This window comes from Gemmiger formicilis, from assembly GCF_018784445.1.
GTDB lineage: Bacteria > Bacillota > Clostridia > Oscillospirales > Ruminococcaceae > Gemmiger.
Genome location: NZ_WQOH01000014.1, coordinates 85,793 through 108,438 on the forward strand (window position 1 = coordinate 85,793; position 22,646 = coordinate 108,438).

18 protein-coding genes are annotated in these 22,646 nt (G+C 59.7%); all 18 read left to right on the forward strand.

Translation table 11 applies throughout. The annotated features are described in order from the left end of the window. Positions 1-9 precede the first annotated feature (9 nt). The 18 genes from mutS (at position 10) to GPK89_RS05465 (ending at position 22,612) form a co-directional block, all read left to right on the forward strand. Positions 10-2,628 (forward strand): DNA mismatch repair protein MutS, encoded by a 2,619-nt coding sequence (mutS, locus tag GPK89_RS05380; RefSeq protein ID WP_215691907.1) that lies wholly within the window; start codon positions 10-12, stop codon positions 2,626-2,628. Between the two features lie 15 nt (positions 2,629-2,643). Continuing rightward, a complete protein-coding gene (gene mutL, locus GPK89_RS05385) occupies positions 2,644-4,722 on the forward strand; it encodes a DNA mismatch repair endonuclease MutL (RefSeq protein ID WP_215691908.1) in 2,079 nt (692 codons plus the stop codon). Beyond that, the gene (miaA, locus tag GPK89_RS05390) at positions 4,715-5,647 is read left to right on the forward strand and encodes a tRNA (adenosine(37)-N6)-dimethylallyltransferase MiaA (RefSeq protein ID WP_252261497.1); all 933 of its coding nucleotides are present in this window, start codon (positions 4,715-4,717) and stop codon (positions 5,645-5,647) included. Before mutL ends, miaA begins: the two co-directional genes overlap by 8 nt. 18 nt (positions 5,648-5,665) lie before the next feature. Next, on the forward strand, positions 5,666-6,895 hold the full coding sequence (locus tag GPK89_RS05395) for an HlyD family efflux transporter periplasmic adaptor subunit (RefSeq protein ID WP_215691910.1): 1,230 nt from the start codon (positions 5,666-5,668) through the stop codon (positions 6,893-6,895). A gap of 121 nt (positions 6,896-7,016) precedes the next feature. Next, the gene (locus GPK89_RS05400; RefSeq protein ID WP_215691911.1) at positions 7,017-7,463 is read left to right on the forward strand and encodes a cell division protein SepF; all 447 of its coding nucleotides are present in this window, start codon (positions 7,017-7,019) and stop codon (positions 7,461-7,463) included. Further along, the gene (locus tag GPK89_RS05405; protein WP_215691912.1) at positions 7,447-8,256 is read left to right on the forward strand and encodes a YlmH/Sll1252 family protein; all 810 of its coding nucleotides are present in this window, start codon (positions 7,447-7,449) and stop codon (positions 8,254-8,256) included. The genes GPK89_RS05400 and GPK89_RS05405 overlap by 17 nt, the downstream gene beginning before the upstream one ends. Positions 8,257-8,324: 68 nt before the next feature. Next, complete coding sequence (locus GPK89_RS05410) at positions 8,325-9,263, forward strand: DivIVA domain-containing protein (protein WP_215691913.1); 939 nt, start codon at positions 8,325-8,327, stop codon at positions 9,261-9,263. Positions 9,264-9,316: 53 nt separating this feature from the next. Further along, entirely contained in the window at positions 9,317-12,091 is a 2,775-nt protein-coding gene (gene ileS / locus GPK89_RS05415) for an isoleucine--tRNA ligase (RefSeq protein WP_275951424.1), read from the forward strand. A gap of 64 nt (positions 12,092-12,155) precedes the next feature. Then, on the forward strand, positions 12,156-12,653 hold the full coding sequence (gene lspA, locus GPK89_RS05420) for a signal peptidase II (protein WP_215691914.1): 498 nt from the start codon (positions 12,156-12,158) through the stop codon (positions 12,651-12,653). After that, the gene (locus tag GPK89_RS05425) at positions 12,640-13,572 is read left to right on the forward strand and encodes an RluA family pseudouridine synthase (protein WP_215692142.1); all 933 of its coding nucleotides are present in this window, start codon (positions 12,640-12,642) and stop codon (positions 13,570-13,572) included. The genes lspA and GPK89_RS05425 overlap by 14 nt, the downstream gene beginning before the upstream one ends. Further along, positions 13,569-14,396 carry an HAD family hydrolase gene (locus tag GPK89_RS05430; RefSeq protein ID WP_215691915.1) on the forward strand — a complete coding sequence of 276 codons (828 nt, stop codon included), beginning with the start codon at positions 13,569-13,571 and terminating at the stop codon, positions 14,394-14,396. The genes GPK89_RS05425 and GPK89_RS05430 overlap by 4 nt, the downstream gene beginning before the upstream one ends. A gap of 24 nt (positions 14,397-14,420) precedes the next feature. After that, positions 14,421-14,894, forward strand: coding sequence for a PTS sugar transporter subunit IIA (locus tag GPK89_RS05435; RefSeq protein ID WP_215691916.1), 474 nt, complete (start codon positions 14,421-14,423; stop codon positions 14,892-14,894). 241 nt (positions 14,895-15,135) lie between these two features. Further along, positions 15,136-16,176, forward strand: coding sequence for an ABC transporter substrate-binding protein (locus tag GPK89_RS05440; RefSeq protein ID WP_215691917.1), 1,041 nt, complete (start codon positions 15,136-15,138; stop codon positions 16,174-16,176). A gap of 98 nt (positions 16,177-16,274) precedes the next feature. Then, positions 16,275-17,222 (forward strand): ABC transporter permease, encoded by a 948-nt coding sequence (locus GPK89_RS05445; protein ID WP_215691918.1) that lies wholly within the window; start codon positions 16,275-16,277, stop codon positions 17,220-17,222. Continuing rightward, on the forward strand, positions 17,215-18,009 hold the full coding sequence (locus GPK89_RS05450; RefSeq protein ID WP_215691919.1) for an ABC transporter ATP-binding protein: 795 nt from the start codon (positions 17,215-17,217) through the stop codon (positions 18,007-18,009). Before GPK89_RS05445 ends, GPK89_RS05450 begins: the two co-directional genes overlap by 8 nt. 186 nt (positions 18,010-18,195) lie before the next feature. Then, positions 18,196-19,875 carry a GDSL-type esterase/lipase family protein gene (locus tag GPK89_RS05455; RefSeq protein ID WP_215691920.1) on the forward strand — a complete coding sequence of 560 codons (1,680 nt, stop codon included), beginning with the start codon at positions 18,196-18,198 and terminating at the stop codon, positions 19,873-19,875. 22 nt (positions 19,876-19,897) lie between these two features. Further along, positions 19,898-20,653: a YjjG family noncanonical pyrimidine nucleotidase gene (locus tag GPK89_RS05460; RefSeq protein ID WP_215691921.1), complete on the forward strand. Its 756-nt coding sequence runs from the start codon at positions 19,898-19,900 to the stop codon at positions 20,651-20,653. Positions 20,654-20,722: 69 nt separating this feature from the next. Further along, on the forward strand, positions 20,723-22,612 hold the full coding sequence (locus GPK89_RS05465; RefSeq protein ID WP_215691922.1) for an ABC-F family ATP-binding cassette domain-containing protein: 1,890 nt from the start codon (positions 20,723-20,725) through the stop codon (positions 22,610-22,612). Positions 22,613-22,646: the final 34 nt, after the last annotated feature.

Here is a 22,646-nt window from a genome sequence, read left to right on the forward strand (position 1 = left end):
GTGTGAAACATGGCCGAACAAGCAGTATCGCCCATGATGCAGCAGTATTTTGAAATCAAAAAACAGCATCCCAACGAGATATTGTTCTACCGCGTCGGTGATTTTTACGAGATGTTCTACGACGACGCGCTGACGGCCTCCCGCGAACTGGAACTGACGCTGACAGGCAAAAACTGCGGCAGGGAAGAACGCGCCCCCATGTGCGGCGTGCCGTTCCACTCCTACGAAACCTACATGGCACGCCTGGTGGCCAAAGGCTACAAGGTCGCCATCTGTGAGCAGATCGAGGACCCGGCCCTGGCCAAGGGCCTTGTCAAGCGTGATATCATCCGCGTTGTCACCCCCGGCACCGTCATCGAGAGCAGTATGCTCCGCGAGGACAAAAACAACTATCTGGCGAGCATTTTCTGCAAGCGCACCCGGGGCCGCTGGCGTGCAGGCGTCTGTTTTGCCGATATCTCCACCGGCGAAGCCTACGCTACCGAGCTGAACGCTGAAAAAATCGGCGGGGCCATCATCACCGAGCTGTGCCGCTACATGCCCAGCGAAATTCTGATTTGCCCGCCGATGCTCGACTTCAAAGACGTGACGACCTACATCAAGCAGCACACGAACGCCCTTGTTGAACTGCGGGAAGATGCCTGCTTCAAGGACACCGTCATGGAATCCACGATGGCGGATCAGTTCGGCGCGAACTGGCGGGAGACGCTGGGCTATGAGAAAGACGCCCTCGTGCCTTACGCCGTGGCTGCCCTGCTCAACTATCTGCACGAGACGCAGAAGCACGGCGTCGAGCGCATTAAGACCGTGCAGAACTATGCCGACGCACAGTATATGCGCCTGTCGCCTGTGACCCGCGCCAATTTGGAACTGACCGAGACGATGCGCGGCCGCGAAAAGCGCGGCACGCTGCTGTGGGTGCTGGACAAGACCGAGACTTCGATGGGCAAGCGCCTTCTGCGCTCCTGGATCGAGCAGCCGCTGGTGGATGCCGACGCCATCAACGCACGGCTTACCGCCGTGCAGGCACTCTATTCCGCCAGCATCGCCCGCGCTGATTTGAAAGAAGCTCTCGGTCATGTGTTTGACATCGAACGCCTGACTACCCGCATTTTGTACGGCTCGGCCACCCCGCGCGAGGTCAAGGCACTGGGGGATACCTGCGCTATGCTGCCCCAGGTCAAGACCCAGGCCGCCGCCTGCGGCGCACCGCTGCTGACCGATCTGTCCGAACAAATTGACCTGCTGGAAGATGTTTTGCAGAATATCCAGACTGCCCTTGTGGACGACCCACCCGCCAACATGAAGGACGGCGGTGCCATCCGCGCGGGCTACAACAGCGAGGTCGACGAGCTGCGGGACATCATGCACGGCGGCAAGGGGTATCTCTCAAACCTTGAAGCCCGCTACCGCGAGGAAACCGGCATCCCGAAGCTGAAAATCGGCTTCAACAAGGTGTTTGGCTATTACATCGAGGTCAGCCGCTCTTACACGGACTCCGTACCTGATACTTTTACCCGCAAGCAGACGCTGACGACGGGTGAACGCTACATCACGCCCGAACTGAAAGAGCTGGAAAATAAGATCCTCGGCGCGAATGAGCGGCTGCTCGTCCTCGAACATCAGCTGTTCGCTGACTTGCTCTCGTCGATTTCTGCCGAGATCGTCCGCATCCAGCGCACGGCGTCCGCCGTGGCGCAGCTGGATGTGCTGGCAGGCTTTGCCGAGGCCGCACTCCAGAACAACTACGTCATGCCCACCGTCGATGAGAGCGGCATCATGGAGATTAAAGAGGGCCGCCACCCGGTCATTGAGCAGATGCTCAAAGGCAGCCTGTTCGTGCCGAACGACACGCTCTTGGATGAGGACGAGAACCGAATGCTGCTCATCACCGGCCCGAACATGGCCGGTAAATCTACTTATATGCGCCAGAATGCGCTGATTGCCCTGATGGCGCAAATCGGCAGCTTTGTACCCGCTGCCAGCGCCCACATCGGCGTAGTGGATGCGATTTTTACCCGCGTCGGCGCGTCGGACGATTTAGCTGCCGGGCAGTCGACCTTCATGGTCGAAATGACCGAGGTAGCGGAGATCCTCAAAAATGCGACGAAGGACAGCCTGGTCATTCTCGATGAGATCGGCCGCGGCACTTCGACGTTTGACGGCATGAGTATTGCCCGCAGCGTGGTAGAATTTATCTGTGAGAACATCGGCTGCAAGACGCTGTTCGCCACCCATTACCACGAGCTGACCAGTATGGAACAGGATATCCACGGCGTCAAAAACTACAACATCGCCGTCAAAAAGCGCGGTGAGGATATCACGTTTTTGCGCCGCATCGTTGCAGGCCCGGCGGATGACAGCTACGGCATCGAGGTCGCCAAACTCGCGGGCCTGCCAGGCAGCGTGACCAAACGCGCCCACGCCGTGCTGCGCCAGCTTGAGGCCAACGCCCCAGGCCGCAACAGCACGATGCAGCTTGACTTTGACACCGTCGAAGCCTACAACAACCCCAGCGTCCCCAGCGAGGTGGTGGAAAAGCTGCACACCGTCGATATCGAGACGCTGACCCCGCTGGAAGCGCTGAACTTTTTGTACGAACTGAAAAATACCTTGGACAAAGACTAAAGGCAGGTGAGACCCATGGCGGAAATTCGTGTGCTGGACAAGCATACCGCTGAATTGATCGCGGCAGGCGAGGTCGTAGAGCGGCCGGCCTCCGTGGCAAAGGAACTTTTGGAAAATGCTATCGACGCGGGTGCAACGCAGATCACGCTGTCTGCAACGCGCGGCGGCATCCAGCAGCTGCAAATCGTGGACAATGGCTCGGGTATCGAGGCGGAATATATCGATAAGGCGTTTATCCGCCATGCTACCAGCAAGATTGCTACGGCGGACGACCTCGGGCACATCCACACCCTGGGCTTCCGCGGCGAGGCGCTGGCGTCGATTGCCAGCGTTGCCAAGGTCGAGGTGCTGACCAAGACTGAAGCCGACGAGTATGCCTGCTGCTACCGCATCGAGGGCGGCGAGCCCCAGGGCATGGAGCCGGGCGCTCGCCCGGTGGGCACGACCATCACGGTCAACGACCTGTTTTACAACACCCCCGCCCGTATGAAGTTCTTGAAAAAGGACGCCAGCGAAGGCACCTTCGTGGCCGAGACGGTGCTGCACGCAGCGCTGTCCCACCCGGAGATCAGCTTCCGCTTTCTGCGCGACGGCAAGCAGCAGTATGTCACCCCCGGCGACGGCGACCTGCGCAGTGCTGTCTACGCGGTCTTAGGCCGCGAGTTTGCCCGCGACCTGCTGCCGGTGGACGGCGGCAGCGAGCTGTACCACGTCACCGGCCTGGTCACGCCGCCGCGTGCCTGCCGTGCCAGCCGCGGGGCGCAGCATTTCTTTGTGAATGGCCGCTATGTCAAAAACCGAACAATGATGGCAGCGCTGGAAAATGCCTACAAGGGTACGATGATGCAGGGCAAGTTCCCGGGCGCAGTGCTCATGTTGGAACTGCCGCCGGACATGGTGGATGTCAACGTCCACCCGGCCAAGACAGAGATACGTTTTGCGCGGGAGAGCGATGTGTTTGACGCCGTTTACCGCGCAGTGCGTGCCGCACTGGCAACGCCGGGCAGCGGGGAATGCCGCTTTGAGATGGGCCACACCGCCCCTAAAGTTGGGCAGACCGAAATGAAGCCTGCCGAGCCCCCGAAGCCCGCGGCCAAGCCCGCCGTGACGATGCCCAAAAAGGGCGGTTTTACGACGCTTTCCTCCGTCGAGTGCCGCGCACTGAACGGCCTGACGGCCCCGGTGCCCGCAAGGCCGCTGCCCGGTGTATTGGAAGCACAATCCCCGAAGCCCGCCTACAATGCAGGCTCCGCGCCGAAGCCGCTGACGCCCGCCGCTGTGACCCCGGTCACGCCCATGGAGCCGGTGACGCTGCCGACGCCCCAGCCGATGCCGCCGGTGAACACCGACGACGCTGTGCTGGACATCCTGCCCGACGAGCCGGACGAGAGCGCTGCCGCTGCGCCCGCACAGCCCGAACCGGAAAACGATTACGTCCAGAACGACCCCCACGCACTGAGCGCCCTGCCTGATATGGTCAACACCCGACCCGAGCAGACGACGCTGACCCCGCCGCCCGCAAGCGAACCGCTGCGCCTGGTGGGCGAGGTGTTCAAGACCTACATTATTACCGAGCGCGGCGGTGAGCTGTGCCTCATCGACAAGCACGCCGCCCACGAACGCATTTTGTTTGAGCAGCTGGCGAAGGATTACGGCAACGTGCCGTCCCAGATGCTGCTGGTGCCGGTGCAGGTCAATCTGACCGCCGCCGAAAAGCAGGCGGTTTTGCAGAATATCGACCTGTTGACCGACGCGGGCATCGAGGCGGAGGATTTCGGCGGTTCCACCGTCGTTGTCCGCGCTGTGCCCGCCGATGTGCCGGTGGACGATGTGGAGGATATGATCGTGGAAGTCGCGGCGAAGCTGATCGACGGCGGCCGCGACGCTTTGCGGGAAAAGACCGAGTGGGTGTTGCATTCCATCGCCTGCCGCGCCGCCATCAAGGCGGGCGACCACACGAACGCTGCCGAAATGCTGGCGCTGGCCCAGCACATCATGGATGGCACGGTTCCGCCGTTCTGCCCCCATGGGCGGCCCTGCGTGCTGAAAATCACCCGGAAGGAGCTGGAAAAGCAGTTTGGCCGACTTGTCTAAACCCCGCGTTGTCGCGGTCGGCGGCCCCACGGCCAGCGGCAAGACCACGCTTTCCGTCGCGCTGGCAAAGGCGTTCGACGGTGAGATCATCAACGCGGACTCTATGCAGATTTATAAAAATCTTGACGTAGGAACGGCAAAACCGAGCGCGGAAGAGCAGCAGGGGATACCACACTACCTGCTGGACTTTTTAGAGCCGGAAATGCCGTACAGCGTGGCAGATTTCACCGCCGCCGCCGATCCGTTGATTCGGAAACTCACGGCACGCGGCAAGCTGCCCGTCGTTGTAGGGGGCACAGGACTCTATATCACCAGCCTTTTGAACGGCATGAACTTTGCCCCGGAAAAAATCGACCCGGCTATCCGCGCCCGCCTGCAAGCCCGGGCCGACGCCGAGGGCGGCGCAGCGCTGTACGCCCAACTGCAAAGCATTGATCCCGATTACGCCGCGCAGGTCCACCCAAACAACCTACCCCGCGTCATCCGTGCGCTGGAATTGTACGAAGCCACAGGCCGCAAAATGAGTGTGGAGCGCATCAGCGCCCGGGCTACTGAGCCACCGTACCGTTCGCTCTGCCTTTGCCTGACCTGCCGCGACCGCGCGGCGCTCTATGACCGCATCGGCCGCAGGGTGGACTTGATGGTGAAAAACGGCGTGTTGGACGAGGCAAAACAGGTCTATGACCATCGCGAGAGCTACCGCACGGCGGCCCAGGCCATCGGCTACAAGGAGCTTTTTCCGTATTTTGAAGGCACGGCGCCCTTGGAGGAATGCACCGAAAAACTCAAGCAGGCCACCCGCAACTACGCCAAGCGGCAGCTGACCTGGTTCCGCCGCCAGAACGACGCGGTCTGGCTTTATATTGATGAAGAAAACGTCATCGACCGCGCCTGTTCGCTGGTGCGTGAATTTTTGCAAAACTGACAGAAAGGGGAGTGCGCAGTGGAAAAACAGCCGAACCGCACAGCGGCAAAGAAAATTTTTCATGTGGTCGGGTTGCTGGCACTGGCACTGGTTTCTGTCTACATTATTGTACAGTGTTTCGTTATTTTTCGCCGCTCCTACAAAACAGAGACTGCCATCAAGTACACGTTGGCCGAGAGCATTACCCTCGACGGCGTTGTGGCGTTTGACTCGGTGGATGTGGCAGGCAGCGGCGACCTTGGCTACCTTGTCCAGGACGGTGAGCGCGTCACAAACGGAACCACCGTGGCCGAAGTGTACACCGATGATTCCCAGGGATTGCAGCGCGAGCGGCTTGACCGGCTCGAGCGCACCATCACGCTGCTGACAAAGTCCCAGAACTCCACCGGCAGTGATCTGTCGGTGCTGACGAACCAGACAAAACAGGCGCTGTACAACCTGCTGGATAAGATCAACACGGCTCAGTACAGCGGCATTACCGACGCCGAGGATACCTTCCTGCTGGCGCAGAACCGTCTGCAGGTCAGCACCGGCCAGACGGCGGGCTTTGCAGATACCATCGCGGCTTTGCAGGTTGAATATGACAGCATCAAGGCGCAGCTCGACGCTTTGCAGACTATCACGGCCACGACGAACGGCTACTTCAGCAGCACAGCGGCGTCGCCCGCCATCGCGGCGGATCGCCAGGCACTGGACGACGCTGACCCGGCCACTCTGCAAAAGATGCTGGCGGACGGCTTCCCGGCGGCCGCCACCGACCGCGCCGGGCAGATCACCACCGGCTTTTCCTGGAAATTTTATGCCGTCTGCGACCTGGATACCGCCGCGCGGTTCGACAATATTTCCAGCGTCAAAATCAGCGTGCCCGGCAAGCAGAACACCCCGCTTTCTGCCACGGTGGAAGAGGTGGCACCGGACAAAGACAACGGCATCGCCAAAATCGTGCTGCAATGCCAGACCATCAACGCCGAGGTGCTGAGCTTTGGTCAGGAGACCGCGCAGATCGACCTGAAAACCTACGAGGGCATCCGCATCGACAAAGAGGCCCTGCACATCGTGGACGGCCAGCGCGGCGTCTATGTCAAGTACGGCAACCTGCAAAGATTTTTGAAAATCACGACGCTGTATGAGAACGACAGCTACATCCTCATCCCGGAAAACGGCAAGATCGGCACCGACAACGAAGTGCGGCTCTACGATGAGATCATCGTGCAGGGTACAAATTTGCAGGACGGCAAACTATTATAACGGAAATACGGCCTTTTGTATTGACAAGACAGCCTAAAAAGAAGATAATATTTAATGTATATCGCTGTAATAGCGCGCTGACGTGAACAGCGCATACTTATCTCAAAGGAGTTTTACGACCATGTCCATGTTTGACAGTTTGAAAAGCAAGCTCGGTATCGACCCCGACGCTGATTCTTATGTAGATGATACCGAAGATGATGTTTTCCCCGGCGGCCAAGGCGGTGCGCAGGAATATACCCAGCAGGAGGTCAAACAGCACAGTAATAAGGTCGTGAACATCAACGCCACGACCCAGCTGCAAGTTGTGCTGGTCAAGCCCGAACGGTTTGAGGATGCCTCCACTATCGCCGATCAGCTCAACGCCAAGCGTACCGTTGTGCTGAACCTGGAATCCACCGGCAAGGAAGTTTCCCGCCGCCTGATCGATTTCCTGTCCGGTGTGGCTTACGCCAACAACGGCCAGATCAAGCGCGTTGCCACCAGCACCTTCATTATCACGCCGTACAACGTTGATATCATGGGGGATCTGATCGACGAGCTGGAGAACAATGGCGTATTTTTCTGATACCCAGGACACGCCTGCCAAGCGCGGCTTTGTGCCGCCGCAGAACGACGACGAACGCCGCCTGATGCGCCGTGTGGAGGAACTGTGCCGCGTGGCCCAAAGCCGCGGCATCCCGCGGTATACAGGCTTTCTCTCCGACCGGGAGCAGAGCCTAGCGCAGGCTGCCTGCAACAAGGCGGGCTGTGACTGTATCCGCTTTTGGGGCGGGTTTGAAGGTGCCGAGCGCAAGGTGCTCTGCATTGAGCCGCCCGACGCCTGGCAGGAGGAACCGCTGGCCTACCTGCAATTTGCCGCCTACGGAGATAAAGTACCGACCCACCGTGATTATCTTGGCTCTATCTTAGGGCTGGGACTGGAGCGCACCTGTGTGGGAGATCTTTTGGCAGACCCCGAACGGGGCGACATGTTTTACGCCGTCGTCCTGGCGGACAAGCAGGCGTTCATCAACGCCGAACTGACCAGCGCCGGGCACTGCACCGTGCACACCGAATGCGTTGACGCGCTGCCCGCCCATCTGCTGCGAAGCGGGGAACGCGCCTTGCAGGAGGCTACCGTGCCGTCCCTGCGTGCGGATGCTGTGCTGGCCGTGATGATGCATACCTCCCGCACCCGCGCGGCAGAATATATAGCTGCGGGCCGTGTGGAGATCAACCACCTGCCGCTGAAAGCTGCCCACGAGACCGCCTACGCCGAGGATATCTTCACGGTGCGGGGCGTGGGGCGCTTCAAGCTGGCGGCCATCGGCGGAAAAAGCCGCAAAGACCGCCTGTTCATATCCTTTTACCAATACTGAGCGCATGATCTGCCCGCCGTCTGCGGGCCGGGAATAACAGGGCACCGTCCCTGCATAGGAGGAAAGTCATGATCTCTTCTGAGGATGTCCGCCGCGTAACGTTTGACAAAGCGTTCCAAGGTTATCGCCGCGAAGATGTGGACGCATATCTGAAAGAGGTGGCCCAGGCCATGGACGACCTGGCTGCCCAGAATGATGACCTGCAAAAAAAGCTCGTTGTACTGGCCCAGCGCATTGACCAGTACCGTGCCGAGGAAGACACCCTGCGCACGACGATGATCAACGCCCAGCGCTTAGGGGAAAATGTCATCCGCGAGGCCAAGCAGAAGGCTGCCGAGATCATACGAACCGCCAACATCAAGGCCGAGGATCGCGAGCAGCGCTCCCGCGATGATGTGGAGCTGGCCAAACAAGAGATCGTCACACTGAAGAGCGAGGCGGACAGCTTCAAGCGCTCACTGATCGAGATGTACCGCAAGCACATCAACCTCATCAACAAGCTGCCGGATTACACCCCCCAGCCCGAGGATCCGCCGGTACGCCCGATGCAGCCTGCCGCCGAACCGGCCCCGGCCCCTGTACAGGCCGCCCCGGTCGAGCAGCCCGCCGTGGAGCCGACCTACACGCCGCCCGCCGCCCAGCCCGCGCCGGAACCGATACAGCCCCCGATGCAGGAGACCGCCTACTATGAGGAACCCGCCCCCGCACCCGAGGCTGCTGCCCCCGCCGGGGAAAAGGTGGACACCGTAGAGTTTGCCATTGCCCCGCACCCGGAGGAGCCCGAAGAAATTGCCCCGACCCCCATTCCGGAGGCCCCGGCCATTGATGAGAGCCGCTTCCAGGATATTTCGGGCCTGTATGACGAACCTGAGGCAAAACCCGCCCGCCGCAGAAAAGCGAGCACCACCACCAAGCGCACCACCCGCAAAAAGGCAAGTGCCGAACCGCAGGAGGAGCTGAACTCCCCGGCGTTCGATAACTTTGAAGGCGTTGACTTTGACAGCTGACACCGGATGTGGTATAAATAAAGAATCTACAAAATAGAGGAGAGTAGGAAACTTTGGCGCAGAACTACAACGACACCATCCATAAGATGCAGACCCCCTTTGAAATGCGGGCCGGTCTGCCGAAAAAAGAACCCAAAATGCTGGAGGACTGGGAGCAGAACCATGTCTACGAGCAGATGATCAAGAACAACGAGGGCAAGCCCCAGTACATCCTGCACGATGGCCCTCCGTATGCCAACGGCAATATCCACATGGGTACTGCATTGAACAAGATCATCAAGGATATCATCATCCGCTATAAGAATATGTCCGGCTTCCAGGCACCGTATGTGCCCGGCTACGACACCCACGGCCTGCCCATCGAGCTGAAAGCCCTCAGTTCCCTCGGCGACAAAAAGGCGGGCGTCTCCAAACTGGAGCTGCGCCAGATCTGCAAGGAATTTGCCACCGAGCACATCGGCGTCATGAACGAGCAGTTCAAGCGCCTGGGCGTGCAGGGCGACTTTGAAAATCCCTACCTGACCCTGCGCCCTGAGTTTGAGGCCCGCCAGGTTGAGATTTTCGGCGAGATGGCGAAGAAAGGCTACATCTACAAAGGCATGAAGGCTGTCTACTGGTGCCCCGAGGACCGCACTGCGCTGGCTGAGGCCGAAATCGAGTACGCCGAGGACGAGTGCGATTCCATCTACGTCCGCTTCAAGCTGACCGACGACCCCAACGGCGTGCTGGCTAAGCACAACATCCCGCTGGACAAGGCATGGATCGTCATTTGGACCACCACCACCTGGACGCTGCCCGCCAACGTTGCTACCTGCCTGAACCCCAACCTGGAATACGCCTTCGTCAAGATCGGCGACGCTTACCACATCATGGCCCGCGAGTTGGTCGAGTCCACGATGAAGGGCTGCCACATCGACGAGTACGAAGTCCTGCCCGAGACTGTTCTCGGCAGCGAGCTGGAACTCATGCAGTACCAGCATCCGTTCCTGGACCGCAAGGGCCTGGTCATCCTGGGCGACCATGTCACCCTCGAAGGCGGCACCGGCTGTGTCCACACCGCCCCCGGCCATGGTGTCGAGGACTTTGAGGTCTGCGTCAACCATTACCCGCAGGTGCCTGTCGTTGTCCCCGTGGACGATGCCGGCCGCCTGACCGCCGAGGCTGGCGAGAAGTTTGCCGGTCTGAAGGTCTGGGACGCCAACAAGGTTATCCTTGAGCATATCAAGGAGAGCGGCCACCTGATGGGCGTGCAGCACATCACCCACCAGTACCCGCATTGCTGGCGCTGCCACCATCCCATCATCTTCCGCGCCACCGAGCAGTGGTTCTGCTCCATTGACGCTTTCAAAGAGGACGTCTACAAGGCCATCGACAGCGTGCACTGGCAGCCGGCCTGGGGTCATGACCGTATGGCGGGCATGGTTCGCGACCGCAGTGACTGGTGCATCAGCCGTCAGCGCGTCTGGGGCGTGCCCATCCCGGTATTCTACTGCAAGAAGTGCGGCAAGTACCACATCACCGATGCTTCCATCAAGGCTGTCTCCGACCTGTTCCGCAAGGAGGGCAGCGACGCCTGGTACAAGTATGATGCCAACGACATCATGCCCAAGACCGAGGTCTGCGAGTGCGGTGCTTCTGATTGGGAGAAAGACCCCGATATCATGGACGTCTGGTTCGACTCCGGCTCCACTTGGAGTGCTGTCTGCCGTGAGCGCCCCGAGCTGCACTGGCCTGTCGATATGTATATGGAGGGCGCCGACCAGTTCCGCGGCTGGTTCCAATCCAGCCTGCTGACCAGCGTTGCCACCCAGGGCGTTGCCCCGTACCGCGAGGTTCTGTGCCATGGCTGGGTCGTCGATGCCCAGGGCAAGCAGATGCACAAGTCCGCAGGCAACGGCATGGAGCCTTCGGAGATTATCCGCGATTACGGTGCTGATATCATCCGTCTGTGGGTCGCATCCAGCGACTACACCGTCGATGTCCGCGCCGGCAAGGAAATCTTCCGCCAGCTGTCCGAGGCGTACCGCAAGATGCGCAACACCGCCCGCTTCATGCTGGGCAACATCAACGACTTTGACCCTGCGAAGGATATGGTCGCGGATGACCAGCTGTTTGAAATCGACCGCTGGGCGCTGGATGCCTGCAACAAGCTGACTGCCAACCTGCGCGACGCCTACGACCATTACGATTTCAGCCGTGCCTACCATGCGCTGTACAACTTCTGTGTCATTGATATGTCCAACTTCTACATGGACGTCATCAAGGACCGCCTGTACTGCGCTGACGACCACGCACGCCGCTGTGCCCAGACCGCGCTGTACCGCATCCTGGTCGACTTCACGAAACTGCTGGCCCCGATCCTCTGCTTTACCAGCCAGGAGATTTGGAGCTACATCCCGAAGCTGCCCGGCATGAAGGACTACGTTGTCTTTGAGCAGATGCCCGAGGCCAAGGCCGATGCCGACGAGGCGTTTGAAGCCAAGTGGGCCCGCATCATGGCCATCCGCGACGATGTCAAGAAGGTCCTGGAGCAGGCCCGCGCTGACAAGACCATCGGTTCCGCGCTGGAAGCCGGCCTGACGCTGTACTGCAGCAAGGAGGTCTACGACTTCCTGAACGCCATCCCGATGGATGAGCTGGCTGACCTGTTCATCGTCTCTCACGTTGACCTCGTCGAAGGCGAGGGCGGCGTCAAGGGCCTGGTCGAAGGTCTCGGCGTTGCGGCTGCCCACGCGGCCGGCAACAAGTGCCTGCGTTGCTGGAAGTATGAGCCTTCCGTCGGTGAGGACGGTCTGTGCCCGCGCTGCGCCAAGGTCCTGAAACAGTAAGTTTTACTCCGTCAGCGGTGCTTATAGTGGTAAGCACCGCTGATTTTTTCGGATAAGGTGTTGTATGATTTTCGGTTTGTTTTCTGTGCTGGGGGCGGCCGCGCTGGTCGTGATTGACCAGCTTATCAAGCATTGGGCCACGGCGGCGCTGCTGCCGGTGGGCCAGATGAATGTGCTGCCCGGCATTGTGGAGCTGCGCTACTGTCTGAATGACGGCATGGCGTTCTCAATGCTGGCGGGCAAGCAGGGCTTGCTCATCGGTATGACATCGGTCATGCTGCTGGTCGTGCTCGTCATGCTGTTCACCCGCAAAATGACGGCGTGGGAGCGCGTTGCCTGGACGCTGGTGCTCGGCGGCGGTGTGGGCAACCTCATCGACCGCGTGCTCAACGGCGTTGTGGTGGATTACATCAATGTGCTGTTCATGCACTTTGCCATCTTCAACTTTGCGGATATCTGCGTCTGCGTGGGCGTCGGCCTGCTGATGCTGGTCGTGCTGCTGGACTCCTGCAAGAAGGAAAAGCCCGCAGAGCAAAAGGCGGACGATGATGGAGCAGCTTGAATTTACCGCTGCGGCCGGCGATACCGGCCGCCTGGATGCCTGGTTGGCCGCGCAGTGCCCGGCACTGTCCCGCAGTGCGCTGCAAAATCTCATTGAGCAGGGCTGTGTGACGAAAGGCGCCGCGCCGGTCAACAAGAAAGAAAAGGTCGTGCCCGGCGCAGTCTACACTGTGGAACTGCCCGACCCGCAGCCCATCGAGGCCCGGCCCCAGAATATCCCGCTGGATATCGTCTATGAGGACGACGACCTGCTTGTCGTCAATAAGCCCAAGGGTATGGTCGTTCACCCGGCTCCCGGCAACCCGGACGGCACGCTGGTCAATGCGCTGCTCTACCACTGCGCGGGACAGCTGTCCGGCATTGGCGGGGCCATCCGCCCGGGCATCGTCCACCGTATCGATAAGGACACCAGCGGTCTTTTGGTCGTTGCCAAAAACGATGCGGCGCACCAGGCCCTTAGCGAGCAGATGAGCGTACACAGCATCCACCGCGTCTACCATGCGGTGGCCTACGGCAACCTGAAAGACGATGAGGGCTTTGTGGAAAAGTGGCTGGGCCGCGACCCGCGCGACCGCAAAAAGATGGCCGTGCTGGCCGACAACGCCGTCGGGGCCAAGTATGCCTACACGGGCTGGCAGGTGCTGGAACGCTACGGCAACTTTACCTACATTGCCTGCAAGCTCAAAACCGGCCGCACGCACCAGATTCGCGTGCATATGGCATCTACAGGGCACCCGCTGGCGGGGGATGCCGTTTACGGCCCAAAAAACTGCATCAAATCGTTGAACGGCCAATGCCTGCACGCCAAGGAGTTGGGCTTTGTGCACCCCAGAACAGGGGAGTGGATGCAGTTCGATTCTCCGTTGCCGCCCTATTTTGCGGATTTTATAACACGGCTAAGAAAGGAACATCGCGCATGAAACCACCCCTCGGCGATACCCTTGTGATCTGTGATATGGATAATACGCTGCTGACCGCCAAGGAGGGCATCCCGGCCTGCAACCGTGCGGTTATCCGGCTGTACACCGGCATGGGTGGGCTGTTCACGGTCGCCACCGGCCGCCCGCCGGAGTCCATCCGCGCGGCGCTGGGAAATCTGAAGCTGTCGCTGCCGGCTATCTCCTGCAACGGTGCGCTGCTGTATGATTTTTCTACGGAATCGGTGCTGCACCGCTCGACATTGAACCGGGAGCAGGCCACGACGGCCATCATCGATATCCTGGCGAAATTCCCGCGTATGGGCGTGGAGGTCATGGCGGGCAACGGCGAAATGTACGTCATCCACGCCAACGAAGTGACCCACGCCCACCAGGTGGACGAGCACCTGGGCAGCATCGCCTGCCCGGTGGAAAGCGTACCCGACGGCTGGGTCAAGGTCGTGTTTGCCTCTGACCCCGAGAGCATCCGCAAGCTGGGGCAGTACGCAAAGACAAAGTATTATGGCCGAGACAACTACTTCCTTGCCACCAACAGCATTTACTTAGAGATCATGCCCGGCGGCGTCAGCAAGGCCAGCGGCCTGCACGATTTGTGCGCCTTGATGAGCAAATCCATGAAGAACACCGTCGTCATCGGCGACTATTACAACGATTTGGAGATCATGCGGGAGGCCGGATACGCGGTGGCCGTTGCCAACGCCCCGGCCGAGGTGAAAGCTGCCGCCGACCATGTAACGACCTGCACCTGCGCCGAGGGCGCGGTAGGCGAGTATCTGTACAGCCTGATCGGTAAGACCGACGAATAACCGCATCACAAAGAGGGTTTGACGATGAAAGTCAGTGAACTGATGGACCCGAAGGGCGTGCTGCTCTACGCCAAAATCGATAACTCCGCCGACGCGCTCGGCATTCTGGTGGAATTGCAGGAGGGGATCGGCGTCATCACCAACGGCAACGCCTACTATAACGCGGTAAGCCAGCGGGAGACCTTCGGCGGTACCACGGCCATCGGCGGCGGTATCGCGCTGCCCCACGCCAGCAACGCGGGTGTGTCCGCGCCGGGCATCTCGGCACTGCTTCTGCGCCGCGGTGTGGACTGGGGTGCGCCCGATGGACAACCGGTGGACCTGGTGTTCATGATTGCCGTGCCGCCCAAAAGCGAGAGCCTGCATTTGCAGATTTTGGCGCGGCTCGTGAACCTGCTGGGCCGCCGTGACCTGGTGGAGGCCCTGCGCACCGCCAGCAACCCCCAGCGCTTTGTGGAACTGATTGCCAAAACCGAAAACGCCTGCTTTGCAGATTGACAGGGAACATCCCGGCTTTTACAGGAGGCCGGGATGTTCGTTTTTAACAAGAACTGGCAATATCCACAAAAAAACATCAAAAAGCGTGGCGGTATTATACGCATTTGTTCTTGCTTTAAGCCACTAAAGTGTGCTATACTTTAAAGCACTAAACCGGCTGCGCTGGAGGGACTTGTTTGAGGAAGCAAGTGTACACCTGAAACAAAAGGTTGCGCAGTGGGTACTATTTGGAGGAATAGACATGAAAAAAGCAGTTTCCCTTATGATGGCAGCCGCCATGACCATGGGCCTGGCCGCCTGCGGATCTTCCGCTTCTACGGATACCGCCGCATCCACCGCTGACGCCGCTTCCACCACCGAAGCCGCCGAGAGCACCGCAGACAGCGCTGCTGCCGCCGACGGCAAGGTTTACAATGTCGGCATCTGCCAGCTGGTTCAGCACGAAGCGCTGGACGCTGCGACCCAGGGCTTCAAGGACGCTTTGGTCGAGAAGCTGGGCGAGGGCAATGTAAAATTTGATGAGCAGAACGCCTCCGGCGATTCCGCCAACTGCGCTACCATTGTGAACGGTTTTGTCTCCAACGGCGTTGACCTGATCCTGGCCAACGCTACCGCGCCGCTGCAGGCCGCCGCCCAGGCTACTGCCGATATCCCGGTGCTGGGCACCTCCGTTACCGACTACGCCACCGCGCTGGATATCAGCGATTGGACCGGCACCGTCGGCAACAACATCTCCGGCACCTCTGACCTGGCCCCGCTGGACCAGCAGGCAGCTATGATCAAAGAGCTGTTCCCTGACGCCAAGAGCGTCGGCCTGCTCTACTGCAGCGCCGAGCCGAACTCCGTCTACCAGTGTGACGTCATCGAGGGCTACCTGACGGAGGAGGGCTATACCGTCGCCCGCTACGCCTTCACCGACACGAACGACGTTACCTCCGTTGCCCAGAGCGCGGCCGACAACTCCGATGTCATCTACATCCCCACCGATAACACCGCCGCCTCCAACACTGAGGCTATCGCCAATGTCGTGCTGCCCGCGCAGGTTCCTGTTGTGGCTGGTGAGGAAGGCATCTGCTCTGGCTGCGGCGCTGCCACACTGTCCATCAGCTACTACGATCTGGGCTACGCCACCGGTGAGATGGCCGCTAAGATTCTGGCCGAGGGTGCTGACATCTCCACCATGCCGGTCGAGTTCGCCCCCAACGTCACCAAGAAATACAACGCCGCCAACTGCGAAGCCCTCGGCATCACGCCGCCGGACGACTACGTGGCCATCGGCTGATAACCGGAACAGCGACTAAAAATCATCATAACAGCGAGGAAGGGGAGACATCTCTCTTTCCCCGCTGTTTTGGTGCTTTATGAAATGAGGATGTTTTTATGGATTTCCTGACCTCCCTGATAAACTCGATGCCCGGTGCCGTCGCGCAGGGCCTTATCTGGGGCATTATGGCTATCGGCGTCTACATCACCTATCGTATTCTGGATGTGGCGGATCTGACCGTGGACGGCTCCCTCGGTACCGGTGGCGCAGTCTGCGTTGTGCTGGTCCTGAACGGCGCGCCGGTGGGCGTCGCCTTGGTGGCGGCCACGCTGGCCGGTATGCTGGCGGGCCTTGTCACCGGCTTGTTCCACACGGCCTGCGGCATCCCGGCAATTCTGGCCGGTATCCTGACCCAGCTCGCGCTGTATTCTGTCAACCTGCGCATCATGGGCACCGGCACAGGCGGCGGCAAAGCCAACCTGCCCATTAGCGTGGACAAATACAGCCTGCTGGTCTCCGCACGCTATGTGCGCAAACTGGCGCTCAATAACCCAATTCTGGTGCTGGTCATCTTCTGCGCGGTGCTGATTGGCGTGCTGTATTGGTTCTTCGGCACCGAGCTTGGCTGCTCGCTGCGTGCTACGGGTGCGAACCAGCATATGGCCCGTGCCCAGGGCATCAACACGAACATTACCATCGTGCTGGGCCTGATGGTCTCCAACGGCCTAGTCGCGCTGGCTGGCGGTCTGCTGGCGCAGTACCAGGGCTTCTCCGATATCAACATGGGCCGCGGCGCTATCGTTATCGGTCTGGCAGCTGTCATCATCGGTGAGGTCATCTTCGGCAAAATCTTCCGCAACTTTGCCCTCAAGCTGACGGCAGCGGTCATCGGTGCTATCATCTACTACATTGTCATGAACTTCGTGCTGCGCATGGGTCTGTCCACCGACGACCTCAAGCTGCTGACTGCGCTGGTTGTGGCTATTTTCCTGACCATCCCGTACTGGAAAGGCAAATACTTCACGAAAACGCCGGTGAAAAAGGGAGGCAAGGACAATGCTTGAAATTAAAAATGTGTACAAGACCTTCAACGCGGGCACTGTCAACGAGAAGGTCGCCTTAAAGGGCCTCGACTTGACACTGGAGGACGGCGACTTTGTCACGGTCATCGGCGGCAACGGCGCGGGCAAGTCCACGATGCTGAATGCCGTGGCCGGTGTCTGGCCCGTAGATATGGGCAAGATCGTCATTGATGGGCAGGATGTGACCCGCCTGTCGGAGCACCAGCGTGCCAAGTACATTGGCCGCGTGTTCCAGGACCCGATGATGGGTACCGCCGCTACCATGCAGATCGATGAAAACCTGGCCCTGGCGGCCCGCCGGGGCTTGGCCCGCACACTGAAAACCGGCATCACAAAGAAAGAGCACGACGAATACTACGAGCTGCTCAAAACGCTGGACTTGGGGTTGGAAAACCGCATGACCAGCAAGGTGGGGCTCCTCTCCGGCGGCCAGCGCCAGGCGGTCACGCTGCTGATGGCAACGCTGAAAAAGCCAAAGCTCCTGTTGCTGGACGAGCACACCGCGGCCCTGGACCCCAAGACGGCCGCCAAGGTGCTGACTCTCTCCGAAAAAATCGTCGAGGAAAACCACCTGACTACCCTGATGATCACCCACAACATGAAGGACGCCATCAAGTACGGCAACCGCCTGATCATGATGTACGAGGGCCACGTCATCTACGATGTGAAGGGCGAGGAAAAGAAGAACCTTCAGGTCAGCGACCTGCTGCAGCGCTTTGAGCAGGTCAGCGACGGCGAGTTTGCCAACGACCGTATGCTGCTTTCGTAATCCACAATTTTGCCCGGGATGCACCATCCCGGGCATTCTCTTTGTAATAAAATTGTAATACGTGACAATTTTTTGAAAATGATGTTCAAAGCCCGCTAAATATGATATAATCTCTAATATGTATACTAGGTGGGATATGGCCTTGTGGCTCCCACTTGCCATAGACTAAGGAGGTACTCGTTCCCTATGAGCCGCGAACGTTATGAGGAAAAAGCAGGTATGAGCCCCACCCAGCGCAAGGCGTGTGTGGTGCTGGCGCTGTGTGCGTTGGCTATCGTGCTGAGCATTGTGGTCGCCTGGGTACTGCCCGGCAAGCTGGGCCTTTTTACCGGCGGTGCAAGCGCCTATGATAAGGACGCCTACCCGCTGGATACATCGCTGGAGGCTATACTGCCCCAGGCTGCGGCGGATGATGCCTATATCACCGCCAGTGTCTTTGCGGGCGATCAGTATGCTGTCACGCTGCAAAAGGACGCCCGCATCACGCTGAACCAGTTTGCGGGGCAGGAGGGGCTGCAAACCGCCAAGGCGCTGTCCACGGCCTGCGTAAACTTTGCGTCAGACTCCAACAACTACACGATCCCGCAGGCAATCCCCAAGATGAAAGCCCGCCGTGTTTTTGTGCAGCTGGGCTCCAACGATGTGGACGGAACGGTCAGTGTGGATTCCTTCATTGCCGATTACAAGCAGTTCTTGCAGAACATCCACTCGGCCTACTCCTATGCGGATATCATCGCAGTGTCCATCCCGCCTGTCACCGAGGACAGTGCCAACGCCGCCGAGACCCAGACTTACATTGACCAGTTCAACCAGGCCATTGCCGTGGCCTGCAGCGACATGGGCTTCAAATACCTGAACAGCGCCGAGACCCTGAAAAACAGCCGAGGCTTTGCCGAGAACAGCTACATGGAAGCCAATGAGTACAGCGCCTCCGGCGCCCGCGCCCTGCTGGAATACGCCAAGTCCCACGCCTATAACACGATGGACAGCCGCCCGGACACCAGCGACATCCCACAGCGCGCCTCGTCCACCAGCGGCGCGGCCAGCACGCCGCTCCCCACCGCCACCCCGACGAAGTTCACCGCCAGCTATGAGGTGGAGGACAGCGCCAAGGGCACCCTGACCGGCAACGGCCAGACCGGCGTTTCCAGCGTGGAGATCCAGGCGGACTCCGGCACCAGTGTCAACGTGACGGCGGTAGCCGCCGATGGCTTTGTATTCTACAAGTGGAGCGACGGCATCACCACCGCGACCCGCTATGACAACGTGACGAAGGACATCTCGGTCAAGGCCATGTTCAACGACGCCCGTGTCGAACTGACGCTGGACAAGGGCGACACGACGATCAAGAAGGGCGAGAGCCTGACCGTCAACGCCGCCGTCAAGCTGGGCGGTAAGGCCTACGACGCCACCAATGTGCAGTGGTCCATCAATGACGAGATGGAGAAAAACGGCAGCAGCCTGACCTTTACGCCCGACGCTGCCGGAACCTACACCCTCAAAGCGGGCATCGAGATCAATGGGACCTTCTCCACCGCGCAGCTGACCGTGACTGTGGAGGCCGACGCCGCGACGGTGAACATCAGTGGCAACAGCACCCTGACCGCGGGCCAGAGCACGACCCTGACTGCGACCGTCGCCAACGGCAGCGGTGATACAGTTTGGGGCTGCGAGGAAACGTCCTGGAAAGCCACCGGCGACCAGGTGACATTCACCGCCAACGAGCCGGGCACTTACCGCATCCACGCCGCCAACAACGGCACCGAGAGCGTCTTTATCCTGACGGTCACGGCTGCCGCCACGCCGGAGCCGACCGCCACACCGGCCCCTGCGCCTGAGAGCCAGTCGGAATCCAACGCAGAATAAAACGCGACAGAGGTTACAAGAAATGGCAATTTACACCTGTGTCCTGCTGGACATTGACAATACGCTGCTGGACTTTGACGCCGCCGAGCGCCAGGCTGTGACCGATATGCTGGCCGAGTACGAGCTGCCCCACGACGAGGCCGCCTACGAGACCTACCACAAGGTCAACCGTGAGCTGTGGGACTCGCTGGCAAAGGGCCAGCTGAACAAGCAAAAACTGTTCCAGATTCGTTTTTCCCGCTTTATGCAGGCCATGCAGCTGCCGGATAACGGCAAAGGCAAGGCCATGAACGACCGCTATGAAGAACTGTTGGCGACCCACGCCGATCTTCTGCCCGGTGCCCTGACCGCGCTGGAAGAACTCAGCGAGGTGGCAACGCTGGCCATCGTCTCCAACGGTGCCGCTGCCGTACAGGAGTCCCGTATTGCAGCCTCCGGCATTGACCGCTATATGGACGGCATTTATATTTCGGAGAAGGTAGGCGCGGCCAAGCCCAGTGCCAAGCTGTTTGAGCACGCCCTCCGCGATTTGGGCATCACGAACAAAAGCCGCGTGCTGATGGTCGGCGATGACCTGTTGGCCGATATCAAAGGCGGCATGAATGCAGGGGTGGACACCTGCTGGTTCAACCTCGGGAATGTGGAAAACAAGACCGGCATCACGCCGAAATTTACGGTCGGTTCCTATGAGGAACTGTATCGCATTGTGATGGAGCCGGAGGAACTGGAAAACTTGGGCGTGCGCAACCGCCGTCACAGCAACGAAGCCCTGCTGTAAAAACCGGGGCACACTGCCGCTGCCCGCAAAAGGCGGCGGCATCATTTTGGAATTGAGGATGTACCGTATATGTTGTTGGAACTGCAAAACCTGGGCAAGAGCTTCGGCGAACACGAGGTACTGCGGGATGTGAACGCGGGCGTCGAGCGCGGCGACCGCATCGGCATTATTGGTGCAAACGGCACCGGCAAAACGACGCTTTTGCGTATTCTGTGCGGCGAGAGTCTGCCCGACGCGGGCGACGCCGCCTTCGGCACCGGCGTGACGACCGGATATCTGGAACAGAACGCCCGGCTCGACCCAGCGCTGGATGTCTACGCCACGATGAAACTGGTGTTCACTCCGGCGCTGGACGCGATGCAGCAGATGGAAACCCTGCAAAAACAGCTGGCTGCCGACCCGCACAACGCCGAGCTGACCGAAAAGATTGCCCACTGCACCGCTGTTATCGACGCCATGGATGCCTATAACATGGACACCCAAATCAAAAAGGTCCTCAACGGCATGGGCTTTCCCGCTGACACCTGGGCGAAGCTCGCGGGCGTGCTTTCCGGCGGCGAGCAGACCCGCTTGCGCCTGGCGCGGCTGCTGCTGGAACGCCCTGACCTGCTGATTCTGGACGAGCCGACGAACCACCTGGACCTGGAAACGATGGAGTGGCTGGAAAATTACCTGAAGGCCTACCGCGGTGCGGTGCTGGTCGTCAGCCATGACCGCTATTTCCTTGACGCTGTCTGCACCCGTATCTGGGAGCTTCGCGGCAAAAGCATCAAGACCTACCGCGGAAACTACTCAGCCTACCTGCCCCAGCGCGAAGCCGCTGACGAGCGCCAGCAAAAACTGCATGACGCCGCCGTGGAAAAGGCTGCCAAATTGCAGGACTATGTGGACCGCAACTTGGTCCGTGCCTCCACCACCAAGATGGCCCAGAGCCGCCGCAAGCAGCTGGAAAAACTGGAGATCGTCGAGGCACCCACCGCCGAGGCGTGGGAACTGAACTTCCGCTTTGAGTACGACATTGAGCCGTATGACGAGCTGGTCATCATGAAAAACCTGAGTGTACACATCGGCGAGCGCACTCTCATCGATGCACTGGATTACGTTGTCCACCGCGGAGACAAGCTCGTCATTGCCGGCCCCAACGGCGCGGGCAAATCGACGCTTTTGCAGGTGTTGGACGGCAAGCGCCGCCCCTCTGGCGGCATGGTGCGTTTGGGCAGCGGGGCCAAACCCGGCATCTTCACCCAGCAGCAGGCCCGCCGGGCGGGCCGCGTCATCGACGCCATCTGGAACCAGTACCCCCGCTTCACCGAGCTGGAAGTCCGCAGCCATCTGGCACGCTTCGGCTACCGGGGCGAGGAAGTCTTTAAGGACTGCGCGTCCCTCTCCGGCGGCGAGCTGGCCCGCCTGCGCTTTGCCGAGCTGGCCCTTGAACGCCCGAACCTGATGTTTTTGGATGAGCCGACGAACCACCTGGATATCTACATGCGCGAGAGCCTGACCCAGGCGTTGGCCGCCTACACCGGCACGCTGCTGCTCGTCACCCACGATCGCTATCTGATGCAGACGCTGGGCTGCCCCATCATGTATTTAGAGGACGGTAAGGCGACGTTTTACCCGAATTTTGCAGCGCTGCAAAACCGCGAAGCGGGCAAAACCCAAGAGCAGCAGAAAACCGAGGACACTGCCAAAAAGCAGGCCTACGGCAAGGAACAGCGCAAGCGCCGCGCCGAGGTTCGCGCCCGCTTAAAGAAAGTGGAAACAGAGATCGAAGAGCTGGGGGCACACATCGTTGAGCTGGAAAACGAAATCAACGACCCCGAGGTTCTGCGCGACCACCTGCTACTGCGGGACAAATGTGATGAAATGGACGACACCCGTTTCCACCAGCAGGAACTTTACGACGAATGGGAAAAGCTGGCCGAAGAACAGGAATCCTTCGACAGCGAGGGCGAGTAAGCATTTTACCATTCTGTAACTTGTATTCCTGCAA